Source organism: Limisphaerales bacterium, from assembly GCA_014382585.1.
Lineage (GTDB): Bacteria > Verrucomicrobiota > Verrucomicrobiia > Limisphaerales > UBA1100 > JACNJL01.
Map to the genome: position 1 here is coordinate 22,570 of JACNJL010000064.1, position 14,513 is coordinate 37,082.

At 56.2% G+C, this 14,513-nt stretch carries 12 protein-coding genes; 10 read left to right on the forward strand and 2 right to left on the reverse strand.

The features are described from left to right. Positions 1 to 39 precede the first annotated feature (39 nt). The 9 genes from H8E27_14910 to bioA all read left to right on the forward strand — a co-directional run bounded on the left by H8E27_14910 (position 40) and on the right by bioA (position 10,830). Complete coding sequence (locus tag H8E27_14910; protein ID MBC8326908.1) at positions 40 to 1,074, forward strand: M48 family metallopeptidase; 1,035 nt, start codon at positions 40 to 42, stop codon at positions 1,072 to 1,074. A gap of 42 nt (positions 1,075 to 1,116) precedes the next feature. Beyond that, positions 1,117 to 2,778, forward strand: coding sequence for an Nramp family divalent metal transporter (locus H8E27_14915; protein ID MBC8326909.1), 1,662 nt, complete (start codon positions 1,117 to 1,119; stop codon positions 2,776 to 2,778). A gap of 67 nt (positions 2,779 to 2,845) precedes the next feature. Beyond that, positions 2,846 to 3,661, forward strand: coding sequence for a heme-dependent peroxidase (locus H8E27_14920; GenBank protein ID MBC8326910.1), 816 nt, complete (start codon positions 2,846 to 2,848; stop codon positions 3,659 to 3,661). A gap of 59 nt (positions 3,662 to 3,720) precedes the next feature. Next, entirely contained in the window at positions 3,721 to 4,986 is a 1,266-nt protein-coding gene (gene hisS / locus H8E27_14925) for a histidine--tRNA ligase (GenBank protein MBC8326911.1), read from the forward strand. Between the two features lie 7 nt (positions 4,987 to 4,993). Continuing rightward, positions 4,994 to 6,523 carry a xylulokinase gene (gene xylB / locus H8E27_14930; GenBank protein ID MBC8326912.1) on the forward strand — a complete coding sequence of 510 codons (1,530 nt, stop codon included), beginning with the start codon at positions 4,994 to 4,996 and terminating at the stop codon, positions 6,521 to 6,523. A gap of 94 nt (positions 6,524 to 6,617) precedes the next feature. Continuing rightward, a complete protein-coding gene (raiA, locus tag H8E27_14935) occupies positions 6,618 to 6,971 on the forward strand; it encodes a ribosome-associated translation inhibitor RaiA (protein ID MBC8326913.1) in 354 nt (117 codons plus the stop codon). Positions 6,972 to 7,012: 41 nt separating this feature from the next. Continuing rightward, on the forward strand, positions 7,013 to 8,236 hold the full coding sequence (locus tag H8E27_14940) for an amidohydrolase family protein (GenBank protein MBC8326914.1): 1,224 nt from the start codon (positions 7,013 to 7,015) through the stop codon (positions 8,234 to 8,236). Then, positions 8,229 to 9,410 carry an 8-amino-7-oxononanoate synthase gene (bioF, locus tag H8E27_14945; protein ID MBC8326915.1) on the forward strand — a complete coding sequence of 394 codons (1,182 nt, stop codon included), beginning with the start codon at positions 8,229 to 8,231 and terminating at the stop codon, positions 9,408 to 9,410. Before H8E27_14940 ends, bioF begins: the two co-directional genes overlap by 8 nt. Continuing rightward, positions 9,403 to 10,830: an adenosylmethionine--8-amino-7-oxononanoate transaminase gene (gene bioA / locus H8E27_14950; protein MBC8326916.1), complete on the forward strand. Its 1,428-nt coding sequence runs from the start codon at positions 9,403 to 9,405 to the stop codon at positions 10,828 to 10,830. Before bioF ends, bioA begins: the two co-directional genes overlap by 8 nt. On the opposite strand, the gene H8E27_14955 is transcribed toward bioA, so the two are convergent. Then, the gene (locus tag H8E27_14955) at positions 10,827 to 12,731 is read right to left on the reverse strand and encodes a cation acetate symporter (GenBank protein MBC8326917.1); all 1,905 of its coding nucleotides are present in this window, start codon (positions 12,729 to 12,731) and stop codon (positions 10,827 to 10,829) included. The two genes, bioA and H8E27_14955, sit on opposite strands and share 4 nt — an antisense overlap. Beyond that, positions 12,732 to 13,037 (reverse strand): DUF4212 domain-containing protein, encoded by a 306-nt coding sequence (locus H8E27_14960; protein MBC8326918.1) that lies wholly within the window; start codon positions 13,035 to 13,037, stop codon positions 12,732 to 12,734. A 117-nt stretch (positions 13,038 to 13,154) separates the two neighbouring features. Between H8E27_14960 and miaB the strand changes: the two genes are divergently transcribed. Continuing rightward, a complete protein-coding gene (gene miaB, locus H8E27_14965; protein ID MBC8326919.1) occupies positions 13,155 to 14,513 on the forward strand; it encodes a tRNA (N6-isopentenyl adenosine(37)-C2)-methylthiotransferase MiaB in 1,359 nt (452 codons plus the stop codon).

Below are 14,513 nucleotides of genomic sequence, written 5' to 3' on the forward strand. Positions count from 1 at the left end.
GGTGCTTGAACAATTCGATATTTTTCGTATGCTCCGGCAATGAGGTTGTGGAAACACATAAAGCGTTTGAGCTTGGCCGTGTTGATGGCGGGGTTGACTGCTTGCACGACAGTTCCGGAGACCGGCCGTTCACAGCTCAATCTGATTTCCCCCTCGATGGAACGCGGGATGGGGCGTGATGCGTTTAACAATTTGAAAGGAAGCACGCCGCTGAGCAGCGATCAAAACGCCACTGCGATATTGCAGCGCGTGGGCAATCGCATTGCCGCCGTGGCGAATTTGCCCAAGGCGCAGTGGGAGTTTGTGCTTTTCGAAAACAGCCAGGCAAACGCCTTTTGTTTGCCCGGTGGCAAGGTGGGCGTGTACTCGGGGATGTTGCAAATCACGCAAACCGAGGCCGGACTCGCCACGGTGCTCGCGCACGAGGTGGCACACGCGGTGGCGCATCACGGGGCCGAACGCATCAGCCGTGTGCTTGTGGTGCAGGGGGTGGGGATGGCGTTGATTTCACAATTTACCAAAATGAATGCCGCCGGTAAAAATGCGTTGATGATTGCCTACGGTCTCGGCACCACGCTCGGCACCGAGCTGCCGCACAGTCGGCTGCAGGAAAGCGAGGCCGACCGTATCGGGCTGATTTATATGGCCCGGGCGGGATATGATCCGGCGGAGGCGGTTAAATTCTGGGAACGTTTCGCCGAATACAATCGCGCCCAAGGTGGCAGCCGCATGCCGTGGTTTCTGCGCACCCATCCGCTGGATGAACAACGCATCGAAGATCTTAAACGCCTCCTGCCCGAAGCCCAACTCGAATACCGTCCGCGGGGAAAAGAAGATTCGCCCACCCCGACGCCAACTTTGCCAAAAGAAATTTCCAAAACCATCACTCTCATCCATCCCAAAACCGGTGAGCGAAAAATCATTCCGTGGAAATCCGGGATGACCATTTACACCGCCCGCCGCAAAGCCGGCATTCGCCCCACCGGACTGCCTCAACTCACCCGCGCCGGAAAACTACGCCCCGCCAACCCCGCCACCGCTCTTCAGCCGGGGGATGTGATCCGCTGGAAATAGGTGGGGCTTGTCATCGTGCGGGCGAATCCCTAGCCTCCCGCTATGTCTTCGGACGGCCCACAAGACGCGCCAAAGGACTGGCGTGGCATTTCCAAACACCTCGGTCCCGGCCTCATCATCACCGCCTGTATTGTCGGCTCTGGCGAATTGATTGCCACGCCCAAGGTGGGGGCTGAATACGGCTTCAGCCTGCTGTGGTTCATTATTGCCGGTTGCATGATCAAGGTGCTGGTGCAGGTGGAGCTGGGCCGCTTTGCCATCTCCAAGGGCATGACCACGCTGGAAGCGTTGGATACCGTTCCGGGGCCGCGGTTCATTGTCTCTTGGGTGGTGTGGTGTTGGTTGCTGATGTTTGTGGGGATTTTGTTTCAACTCGGAGGAATTGTCGGGAGTGTCGGGAAAGTGGTGATGGAGTTGGGCTGGGTTTCTGAGCTGGGAACTCACGGTGCGAGTATTATTGCGGTTGTGGTTTCGGGGGGGACCATTGCGATTCTTGCTTCCGGTAAGTACAAGCCGGTGGAAATTTTTTCGACGATCATGGTGGTATTTTTCACCTTCGCCACGTTGTTTGCTTTGATCAGTTTGCAAACGTCCGAAGGGATGAAAGAATTTTCCATCTCTTGGGCTGATATCAAGGAGGGATTGAAGTTCCAGTTGCCGGGCGATTTTTCGACGGCTTTTGCGGCGTTCGGAATCATCGGGGTCGGGGCCTCAGAGCTGATCTATTACCCGTATTGGTGTCTGGAAAAGGGGTACGCAAAAAATGTGGGGACCGCCAATCCCACGACAGTTTGGTATGAACGCGCAAAGGGATGGTTGCGGATCATGCGGGTGGATGCATGGTTGTCGATGGTCGTGTATACCGGCGCGACGGTGGCTTTCTTTTTGTTGGGGTCAGCGTTGCTGCATCGCGCTGAAATGCCTGAGCAAAAAATGGAAAAATTCCGTGAAGCCCAGATGCCCGCTTTGGTGTCCGCGGTGGATCAATCACCTTCAGCGGAGGTGAAAGGACACTTCGATAAGGCGCGCGCAGCTATGAACACATCCACCGTGTTTGGGGTGGACATGTCGGATGCGCAGCGTCTTGACCATATCAAAGCGCAGATCGCGGTTGCGACCGGTCATTTGGACAAGTTGATCGCCGCTGAGATAAAGCGGGACAAGGAGTCGGAAATGATTGAGCCGATGGAAAAGGCGGTGGCGGATCTGAAGGTCGCCGCCGTGGGGGTGAGTGATGATAGTATGATCAAGGATTTGTCCCAGATGTATCGTCCGCTAGGGAAAGCCGGATTAACGATTTTTTTGGTGGGCGCGTTTGTGGTTTTATTTTCAACCATGGTGACGGCCTCCGCGTCCAACGCCCGATTGCTGGCGGATGGGCTCGTGCTATTCAGGCGCATTGAGAAACCTTCAACCGAGGAAGCGAGAGCAAAACTTCTTTCTAAATGTTGCATCGCGATTCCGGTTGCTTGTGCGTTGATGTTCATCTTTGTGCCGAAACCGGTGACTCTCGTTCTGGTGGGGGGCGTGGCGCAGGCATTGATGCTGCCGTTATTAGCCATCGCAGCACTCTATTTCCGTTACAAACAAACGGATAAACCGCTTCAGCCGGGGGCGATCTGGACAGTTTTCCTTTGGATTTCCGCGGTGGCGATGGCGAGTGTGGGATTGTTTCAGTTATATCAAAAAATTACTAGTGGATGAGCCGTCCTCGCTTTTCCTTTGCCAAACGGCGGAAGATTGAAGAGGCTCCGCCCTGCTTTTTATTACGATGAGTTTGCCAAATGTAAAAATGACCGAGGGCATCCACGTGATGCATTTGTTTTATCGCGTGGATCGCATGGCGTGGGATGAATTGTCACCGAGCGAAAGCGAGGCCGCGCGCGAACGACTCGAAGCCCTCTGTGCCGCCAACAACGACGCCTCGCATCCGCTGTTGCGCTGCTACACCAACGTGAGCGGTAAGGCCGATTTTGCGTTTTGGCTGTTCCACGAGGATCTCGCGCAGCTCGCGCAAATGCATCGCGACCTCGAAGCGTGTTTTCCGGCGGGCAGTATCGATTTGGTTTACAGCTACTTCAGCGTGACGGAATTGACGGAATATCAACCCACTGAAGACGACCTCAAAGCCCGCGCCCAACGGGAGTTCAAACTCGCCGAAGGCACGCCGGAGTTTGATGCCAAAATGGAAGAGCTGATGGCGTGGAAAGTGGATTACGAAAAATTCCGGCTCTATCCCGAGATGCCTGACTGGGAGGTGATGTGTTTTTATCCCATGCTCAAAAAACGGCAGGGCGAGGACAACTGGTACAGTCTCGATTTCGACACGCGCAAAAAACTAATGCGCACCCACGCCATCACCGGCCGCAAATACGCCGGCCGCATCAGCCAGCTCATCACCGGCAGCACTGGCCTCGACGACTGGGAATGGGGCGTCACGCTGATGGCGAAGGAAGTGGCCTCGGTAAAAGACATCGTCCACGAAATGCGCAAAGACGAAGTCACCGCCCGCTACGGCGAGTTCGGCCCGTTTTACATTAATCTCCGTCTTGAGCCGCCCGCGTTATGGGCGCATTTGGGGTTGTAGATTTGAACCGCCCCGCTTCCGCGCTTGACCATCGTCGCTGCCGGTTGTTTTCTCCCCACGTGGACCGACTACCCGGATTTCGTGATTTTTATCCTGAACCCTTGCCCGACGGCGAGGTGTGGAGTGCCAATCTGCGCAAACATATTTTTGACGCGTGGCACGAGATCGCCGAATTCTACGCGTTCCAACCCTACGACGGGCCACCGCTCGAACCACTGAGCCTGTTCACCGCCAAGAGCGGCCAAGAAATCGTCGGCCAACTTTATAACTTTGAAGACAAAGGTGAACGCGCCGTGGCCCTTCGTCCGGAGATGACCCCCACCGTGGCGCGGATGGTCGCCGCCCGCGAGCGGCATTACAAGAAGCCCATCAAATGGTATTCCATTCCGCAACTCTTCCGCTATGAACGCCAGCAAAAAGGCCGGCTGCGCGAGCACTTCCAGTTTAATGCCGACATCTTTGGCGAAGCTAATCCCGCCGCCGATGCGGAGCTCATCGCAATGCTCATCGATTTACTGCGGGCATTCGAACTCACCGCCGAAGACTTTGTCATTCGCCTCAGCAGCCGCAACGCGTGGCAGGATTTTTTCAATCAAAACGGCGGCGACAAATCAAAGGCGTACGATTTTTATCAAGCCGTCGATAAACTCGAACGCACTGCGCCCGAAGAAAGCGAAAAGAAATTCCGAGCCCTCGGGTTCACGCTCGAGCAAGTTCGCAATTTCATCACCGCCGGCGAGCCCACTGAAGAACTCCAAGCCGTGCTCGACAATCTCGCCGCGCGCGGGATGAGCGGTTTTGTGAAAATCGATTACAACGTCATCCGAGGGCTCGCTTATTACACCGGCGTTGTCTACGAGGCCTTCGATCGCAAAGGCGAATTCCGCGCCATCGCCGGTGGCGGCCGGTACGATCAATTGGTAAGCCTCGTTTCAAAGGGCAAAAAAGATATCCCCGCCGCCGGCTTTGCGATGGGCGATGTGGTGTTGGTGGAGTTGCTGAAAGAACGGGGGTTGATGCCGGAACTCCAAGGCAACATCGAAGTCTATGCTCTGATTGAGGATGAAACTAAACGTCCCGCCACCCTGTCGATCATCCAGATGCTGCGGGAGGAAGGATGGAGTGTGGACTATCCGTTCGCACCGATTAAGCCGGACAAGCAAATCAAACGCGCCCTCGAAATTGGAGCCGAATTTACAGTCCGAATTGAGGATGATAAGTTCGCCGTATTGAAAAATTTTGAAACAAAACAAGAGGAAAAAATTCCCTTTGGAGAACTGGAGGAGCGAATGATTCAAATCATTTGCGCCGACAAATTGGAGTAGCCAACCCATGCGCGACCTATATATCGGCATCGACAGCGGCACTCAATCCACCAAGGCATTGGTGGTTGATGCCAAAAATGGCAACGTGCTCGGCAGCGCTCAACGGGCCTATGGGCTGATTTCCGGATTGTCCGCAGGCGCGAAGGAACAGCATCCCGAGACATGGAAACGCGCTACGGCGGCCACGATCAAAGCCGCACTCAGACAAGCCAAAGCCAGCGCGGCCGAAGTGAAGGGGATCGGCGTCAGCGGCCAACAGCACGGCTTTGTGCCACTCGATAAAACGGGCAAAGTGATTCGCCCTGCCAAACTTTGGTGCGATACCGCCACCACCGCTGAGTGCGAGGCCATCACTCAAAAACTCGGTGGCCTAAAAAAAACCATCCGTCGTATCGGGAACGCGATGTTGCCGGGATTCACCGCGCCAAAGATAGCGTGGCTGAAAAAAAATGAACCCAAAAATTACCAACGCCTCGCCACGGTTTTGTTGCCGCACGATTACCTGAATTTTTGGCTCACCGGAAACGCCGTGATGGAATACGGCGACGCCAGCGGCACAGCGTTGCTCGATGTTAAACACCGCAAGTGGTCAGCCGCCGCCATCAAAGCAATCGACCCCGCATTGGCAGACAAACTGCCTCCGCTCATCTCCAGCGATCAACCCGTCGGGAATCTTTCCGCCGCAACTGCCAAATCACTTGGCCTTTCCACGGGCACCCTCGTGAGCGCCGGCGGCGGCGACAATATGATGGGCGCGATCGGCACCGGCAATACACGGTCGGGAATCGTCACTGCAAGTTTTGGAACGAGTGGAACGATTTATGCGTGCGCGGCAAAACCGGTGATCGATCCCAAAGGCGAGATCGCCGCGTTCTGCGATTCTACCAATCGTTGGCTGCCGTTGCTTTGCACGATGAACGTCACCGTGGCCACCGAGATGGTGCGAAACCATTACAGCCTTTCGCACGTGCAATATGAAAAAGCGGCCGCCAAAGTTCGTGCCGGAAGCGATGGCCTCATTCTGTTGCCCTACCTCGAAGGTGAGCGCACGCCGAATGTGCCGGACGGCACGGGTGTGTGGTTTGGCATCAATCCGCGCACAAACAGCACTGGCCATTTTGCGCGCGCGGCGATGGAGGGTGTTACGCTCGGGATGAATTTCGGATTGCTCCGCCTGGCCGCGCTCGGGGTGAAACCTAAACAAATCCGAGCCACCGGAGGCGGGGCGCAATCCAAACTCTGGCGGCAAATCATGGCTGACATTTTTAACACGGAAGTGGTCACACTCGCCGTCAGCGAGGGTGCGGCGTACGGCGCAGCCCTCCAAGCCATGTGGTGCGTGGCCCAAAATAGCGGTGAAAAAGTTCTGATAAATGACCTTTCGGATCAATTTGTGAAACTAAACTCGCGCCAAACGCTTCAGCCTAATAAAGCAAATGTTGCTGTTTATCGGCAAATACAAGCGATTCAAGGCGGATTATCCATGGATCTTCGCACCGCATTTTCCGGTCACCGCCGCTTTTTGAATTGTGTATAACTTGTGAGTAAATGGGTGGCCAGTGTTAATAAGTGGACATCTTTTTCCTTCGATTCATTGGCAGAACCCAGAATGTGTGGTATATTAACCTCATATGAAGTTAGTCCTGTCTACTCATAAAGTTACCCTTACCGATGGTCTCAAAGATCATGTTCGCATGTGTATCGAGAAACTTGATCATCAGGAAACGCATGCGCTTGCAGCGTTCGTGAATCTCGAGCGCGATCATAAAGGTCACCCCGACAAGCGATACACGTGCACGATGAAGGTGGCCTTACCCGGCCAGAATCTAATCGCTCGTGATGCCGAAGATGACTTGTACGCAGCCATTGATCTAGTTACCAAAAAGGTGCAGGCGCAACTGCGCAAACGGCACAGTAAGTTCAAGGCCCGCAATCATAAACAGGCGGCTCAAATAAAGAGCGGACTGCAAGCGGTGGCCGCTTGACATAGGTTGACCGCGACGCGGGTTCCCCGTTAGCGTGGCGCGTGCTCTTGCGCGCGCGTATTGTTATTCCCGTTTCCCAACCGCCCATTGCGGATGGCTTTGTGCGCCTGGATGGCAACCGCATAACCGCCGTGGGCAAATGGGCGGAGGCGGAAAATAAAAATGAGGCGGAAGATTTAGGCGAGGTGATTTTATTGCCCGGATTAGTCAACGCTCATTGTCATCTTGACTACACCGATTTCGTCGGCGCCATTCCCGCGCCGCGTTCCTTCACCGATTGGATCAATGCCATCGTCGATCTCAAAGCGGATGTGAATGACGCCGCCCACCGCGAATCGTGGTTGAATGGCGCAGCTCAATGTTTGTGCTACGGGACCACCACGCTGGGCAACATCGAGACACGACCTGATTTGCTGCCAGATTTGTGGGCGGCCACGCCCTTACGAATGATTTCGTTTTTGGAGTTGATTGTCATCCGCACCCAAAGCGATGCGCAGCAAGCCGTGACTGATGCGACGGGCTGGGTCGCCAACCACAAACCGCCGCGCGGGCACGTGGGATTGTCACCGCACGCGCCGTACACCACCAAACCGGATTTACTCGAAGCGTGTGCCTCAACGGGCTTGCCGCTGGCGATGCACTTGGCGGAATCGGCCGAGGAAGACGAAATGTTTCGCCAAGGCAAGGGCGCGCTTTACGAACGCCTTGCCGCCGTGGGGCGCGTGATGGCCGATTGCGGGGTGGGCTCACCCACCGCGCACGCGCAACGCTATGGATTGTTGAGCAAAAACCTTCTTGCCGTTCACGGGAATTATTTGGATGACGACGACATTCGATTGCTTGCGGAAAACCAAGTGAGTCTTATTCATTGTCCGCGCAGTCATAATTACTTTGGGCACGCGCCATTCCGAGCCGAGGCATTGCGCACGGCGGGCGTGAATCTCTGTCTCAGCACTGATAGCCTTGCCACAATGCGCGATGGTGTTGCGGAGTTGAGTCTCTTCGACGAACTGCGCGCCTATCGCGAAGCCTTTCCTGATTCAGAATTGGAAACCCTTTTACAGCGCGTCACCGTGAACCCCGCCCGCGCGCTGGGAATGGCCGGACAAGTGGGCGAATTGGCGGCGGGTGCATTCGCGGACTTGATTGCTTTGCCGTTCAATGACTCGATTGAGTCTGCGTGCGAAGCGATCTTGAACCATACCGGCCCTGCGCGGTTGGTCATGCTTGATGGAGAGTGGGAGGTTAAGAGTACAGATGACTGATCAATTTCAGGAAAAAATAGCGGGTGAGTTGGCCGGGATTGATTCGGGCGACTTGCGCCGCACCGTACGCGAAGTGGCTTCGACGCAGGGGGCGCGGATTCGGTTCGGGGCGCGCGAGGTGTTGAATTTTTCATCGAATGACTATTTGGGACTGGCCAATCATTCGGCATTGAAAAAGGCCGCCGTGGCGGCGATTGAAACATTTGGCGCGGGTGCGGGGGCAGCGAGGCTCATTAGTGGATCGCAGTCACCGCATCACGAATTGGAAAGTGCGTTGGCGGATTTTAAAGGGACTGAAGACGCGCTGGCGTTTTCTTCCGGCTACGCCGCCGCGCTCGGCACCATCCCGGCGTTGGTTGGCGCGGGTGATGTGGTGGTGGTCGATAAACTTGTGCACGCGAGTTTGGTGGATGCAGCGAAACTTTCAGCGGCGAAACTGCGCGTGTGCAAACACAACGACCTTGCCGACCTCGCACGCATTCTCGAATGGGCGGCGGAGCAGGGCGGGCGCACGTTGGTGGTGGCTGAAAGTGTTTATTCAATGGATGGCGACCTCGCGCCGTTGCTGAATTTGGTGGAATTGAAACAGCAACACGGCGCGTGGTTGATGCTCGATGAAGCGCACGCGACGGGATTGTACGGCGAAGGGCGGCGCGGCGTGGCGGAGGAATTCGGCGTGGGCGATCGCGTGGAAATTCAAATGGGCACACTCGGTAAAGCGCTCGGCGCGGCGGGCGGTTATATTTGTGGCTCAAATGAGTTGATTGAATTGCTGCGTCATCGGGCGCGGAGTTTTGTGTTTTCCACTGCACCGATGCCCGCACAGGCGGCGGCGGCGCGGGCGGGGATCGAAGTGGTGCAATCAGCGGAAGGTGAAGAGCGCCGGACGCGTTTGTGGAGTTTGGTGGATGAATTAAAAAACGGTCTCATCGCGCGCGGTTGGAAATTGCCCGTGGTGCAAAGCGCGATCTTGCCGCTGATGATCGGCGTCGAAGCCGAGGCGGTGGCGTTGTCGGAACGGTTGTTGGAAGCGGGCGTGTTTGTGCCGGCCATTCGTTATCCGACCGTGGCCAAAGGCGAAGCGCGGTTGCGGGTTACAGTGAGCGCGGCGCATTCGCCCGAGGACATCAAAACATTATTGGAGACTTTAGGTGAAAGCAAAAGCGATGCATAAACTGGCGCGGTTGGACCAAAAATTTGTGTGGCATCCGTTCACGCAAATGCGCGATTGGGCCAAGCGCGAGCCCATCGTGTTGGCAAGCGGAAAGGGGGCGGTACTGGAAGATGTGCGCGGCAAAAAATATCTCGATGCAAACTCCAGTATTTGGACGAATCTGCACGGGCATAATCATCCGAAGCTCAACGCGGCGTTGCAGCGGCAGTTGAAAAAAGTGGCGCACACTTCGGCGCTGGGATTTGCCAATGAACCGGCGGCGTTGTTGGCGGAGCGGTTGCTGAAGGTAGGGCGCGCTGTCCCAGCGCGCCGCAATGCAACCGGAATCGCAGGAGCTTCCTCCTCCCGGAAAGGGTTGGCGAAAGTTTTCTTCTCGGACGATGGCTCCACCGCGTTGGAGGTGGCCTTGAAGATGTCGTATGAATTTACGCGTCGCACGGGGCGTTCGCGTGCGCCGAAGTTTCTTTCGCTGCAAGGGGCGTATCACGGTGACACGGTGGGGGCGGTGAGTGTGGGGCACATTGATTTATTTCATAAAGCGTACGGCGGATTGCTTTTCAAAAGTGATCAAGTGATGTCGCCGTATTGTTATCGGTGCCCGTTTAATCGAGCCAAACCGGAACGGGCGGATGCGCGGGTCACTCGCAAATGCAACTGGGAATGCGTGGGTAAAGCGGAGGCGAAATTGAAGCGACGGAAGTACGCAGCCTTGGTGGTGGAGCCGCTCGTGCAAGGGGCGGCGGGAATGATCGCGCATCCGGAAGGTTGGCTGAAACGCGTGGGCAAAGCGGTGCGCGCGAGTGGGGCGCAGTTGATCGCCGATGAGGTGATGACGGGGTTTGGCCGAACGGGGTCGATGTTCGCCTGCCACAAGGAAACGGTGACGCCGGATTTCTTGTGTGTGGCGAAGGGGCTGACGGGCGGGTATTTGCCGATGGCGGCGACGTTGACGACGCAGAATGTGTTCGATGCGTTTCTCGGCGAGTACGAGGAGTTCAAAACTTTTTTTCACGGGCACAGTTATACGGGCAACCAATTGGGCGCAGCGGCGGCGTTGGCGAGTTTGGAAATTTTGCAGGGGGCGGAATCCAAAAAGAAACGGCGCGCGCTGGAGAAAAATTTGCGTGATGAATTGCAAACGCTGTGGCCGCTTGCGGCGGTGGGGGATGTCCGGCAGGAAGGCTTGGTGGCGGGCGTGGAGTTGGTGGCGGATTGGCGAACGCGCAAGGCATTTCCGCTGAAGGCGCAAGCGGGCATTCGTGTGTGCGAGGCGATGGCGCGGCGCGGGGTGTTGACGCGGCCGATTGGAAATGTGATTCCGCTGTTGCCGCCATATTGCACGACGGCGGTGCAGTTGCGTAAAATGGTGCGGGCGTTGCGGGAAGCGATTGTGGAGGTGTTGGGCGGGGCGAAAGTTTAATCGCCCGGCGTGCGGATGCGTTCGACTAATTCCTGAACTTCATCCGGGGGTGGACCGGAGGTTTTTGAAACGGCAAAGGCGACGGCGAAGTTAACGGCTGCACCCACTGCGCCAAAGGCATTTGGGGTGATGCCGAAGAACCAATTTTCTTTCAAGTCACCCAAGAACGAAGTGCCGGGGATGAACATAATTCCTTTGTGTTGGAAGACGTAGAGCAAGGTGACGCCGATGCCGGCGATCATTCCGGCGATTGCGCCTTGGCGGTTCATGCGCTTTGAAAAGATGCCCATCATCAGGACGGGGAAAATGGATGAGGCGGCGAGGCCAAAGGCGATAGCGACCGTGCCGGCGGCGAAGTCAGGCGGGTTGAGGCCGAAATAACCGGCCATCAAAATCGCACCGACCATCGCGATGCGGCTGGCTTTGAGTTCTTCTTTTTCGGTGATGTTCGGCCGCATAATTCCCTTCAGCAAATCGTGTGAAATGGCGGAGGCGATGGCGAGCAAGAGTCCGGCGGCGGTGGAAAGGGCGGCGGCCAAACCACCGGCGACGACGAGGGCAATCACCCAGCCGGGGAGCTTGGCGATTTCGGGGTTGGCGAGCACGATGATGTCTTTGTCGACCTTCACCATTTCGTTTCCCTGCCAGCCGTGTTGGGCGAAAGAGGTTTTGGCGTGTTTGGTTTTAGCGGCAGCAATTTGTTTTTCAGCTGCGACGATGGCGGCTTGAGTTTCGGCAATGAGCGTGGCCGCGTTTTGATCTTTTGAAGATTCAGCTGTGGCGAGTTGGGCTTGAGCTTTTTCGAGGGCAAAATGCGCTTCACCCAATCCGCTTGGGTCGCTGTAATATTGGATGCGGCCGTCTTGGTTCCAATCGCGAAACTCAAGGAGGCCGGTTTTTTCCCAGTTCCTGAACCACTCGGGGCGTTTCTCATATTTAAGGTTGCCTTCGAGTGCGCCGACTTTTCCGGTTTGGATTGTTTGAGTGAGATTAAGGCGCGCCATCGCGGCGACGGCGGGGGCGGTGGTGTAAAGGATGGCAATGAAGATGAGCGCGTAACCCGCGGAGAGGCGGGCGTCTTTGACTTTGGGCACAGTGAAAAATCGGATGATGACGTGCGGCAAACCGGCGGTGCCGATCATCAGCGAAAGGGTGTACGCAAACATATTCAGTTTACTGCCCATCACGTCGGTGGTGAATTGGTTGAAGCCGAGGTCTTGGATGACGGTGTCGAGTTTGGCCAAGAGCGGCGTGCCGTCAACATCGCCGCCGAGGCCGAATTGGGGGATGGGGTTTCCGGTCAATTGAAGTGAGATGAAAATTGCGGGGACGGTGTACGCGAAAATCAGCACAACGTACTGGACGATTTGGGTGTAGGTGATGCCTTTCATGCCGCCGAGCACGGCGTAAAAAAAGACGATGCCCATTCCGACGAAGAGGCCGGTGTTGTAATCGGTTTCGAGAAAGCGCGAGAAGACGACGCCGACGCCTTTCATTTGGCCGATGACGTAAGTGACCGAAACGAGGATGAGGCAGACGACAGCCACCACGCGGGCGGTTTTGGAATAAAAGCGTTCGCCGATGAATTCCGGCACGGTGAATTTGCCGTACTTGCGAAGGTAAGGCGCGAGCAATAACGCGAGCAAAACGTAGCCGCCGGTCCATCCCATCAGAAACACCGAACCGCCGTAGCCGGAAAAGGCGATGAGCCCGGCCATTGAAAGAAAGGACGCGGCGCTCATCCAATCGGCCGCGGTGGCCATTCCGTTGGCGAGCGGACTCACGCCGCCGCCGGCCACATAAAATTCGCTGGTGGATTTCGCACGGCTCCAAATCGCGATGCCGATGTACAGCGCGAACGTGATGCCGACGATGAGGTAAGTCCAGGTTTTGACGTCCATTTAGGCGTCCTCCTTTTTGTCGGAGGCGGGCTTGTCCTCTTTGTCGAAACCGTATTTTTTGTCCAACTTGTTCATCAGGCGGACGTACACAAAAATGAGTGCGACGAAGACGTAGATGGAGCCCTGCTGCGCCATCCAAAAGCCGAGTTGAAATCCGCCGAGCGAAATTGTGTTGAGCTCATCAACAAATAAAATGCCGCAGCCGTAGGAGACGGTGAACCACACGGCCAACAGCCAAGCCATGATGCGGAGGTTTTCCCGCCAATAATCGCGGCGGCGTTGTTGAGAGGATTCAGGATCGGGCATAGCGCATCGACGAACGTTGCGGGGTTGTAGCAGAGCTTCCCAACGGAGGCAACGGGAAACAGGGTGTGTTTGCTCTTTCCAAACTTGTGCGACTGGCGTACCGTCCGCCGTCCGGAAATGCCGAGTGTTTTCATCAAAACTTACGGGTGCCAAATGAATGAGCGCGACAGCGAGGCGGTCGCCGCGCAGCTCGTGGCCAAGGGCTATGCCGTCGCGCCGGACGAGGAAGCCGCCGATGTGATTTTGCTCAACACCTGCAGTGTGCGCGATGCAGCTGAGCAAAAGGCGATTAACAAAATGCAAACGCTTATCGGCCAGTCGCGAAAACGTCATCCCGATGCGGTGCTTGGGTTTATGGGCTGCATGGCGCAAAGCCGCGGTCAGGAATTGATTGATCAACTGCCCGATGTCGATCTTGTCCTCGGTACGCAAAAATTTCATCGCGCCGGCGAATACCTTGATGACCTCCTCGCCGGCCGCCGCGCCCGTGTGGTGGACACCGCTGAAGAAACCGGCAGCGAAGCCACCATCCGCGAGCATCTTTCATTGGGCGCGGGCGAGAGTAAGGCGATCACCGCCTTTGTCAGCATCATGCAGGGCTGCAATCAGTTTTGCACATTTTGCATTGTGCCTTACACACGAGGCCGAGAACGCTGCCGCAGTATCAAGGAGATCGTCGCGGAATGCCGTGAGTTGGTGGCGGGCGGCGTGCGGGAAATCACTTTGCTCGGCCAAATCGTCAACAGCTACGGCAAACGCGAGATCGGCGTGCGCGATGGCAAAAGTGCCTTCGTGCAACTCATCGAAGCCGTACACGAAATCGATGGGCTCGAACGGATTCGCTTTACCTCGCCGCATCCCAAAGGCTACGGCGATGATTTGGTGGAATCGTACATACGTCTTCCCAAGCTTGTGGAGAACGCGCATCTCCCCGTGCAAAGCGGCAGCAATCGAATGCTCAAGCTGATGCATCGCGGCTACACCCGCGAGCGGTTTGTGGAGTTGGTGGGTAAACTGCGTGCTGCCGATTCAGAAATGGGAATCGGCACCGACATCATTGTCGGTTTCCCTGGCGAAACAGAAGCGGATTTCGATGAGACGCTGAGTCTGTGTGCCGAAGTGGAGTTCGATAACGCGTTTCTTTTTAAGTACAGCAAACGCCGCGACACGCCGGCGGCGGCGATGCCGGATCAATTGCCCGAATCGGTCATCGAGGAACGCCACGCGCGCTTGCTCGAGGCGGTGGACGAGATTCGCGTGCGCAAGTTGAACGAATACATTGGCCGCCAAATGGAAATTTTGGTGGAAGGCCCAAGTCGCCGCAACATGACGCGTCTCCAGGGTCGCACGCGGTGTAATAAAATTGTGGTGTTCGAGGGGGGTGAACGTTTCATCGGCCAAGTGATCGATGTGCAAATCGCCGATGCCAGCAAAACGACTTTGTACGGCGATCCCGCCATTTTAAATTTGAACTGA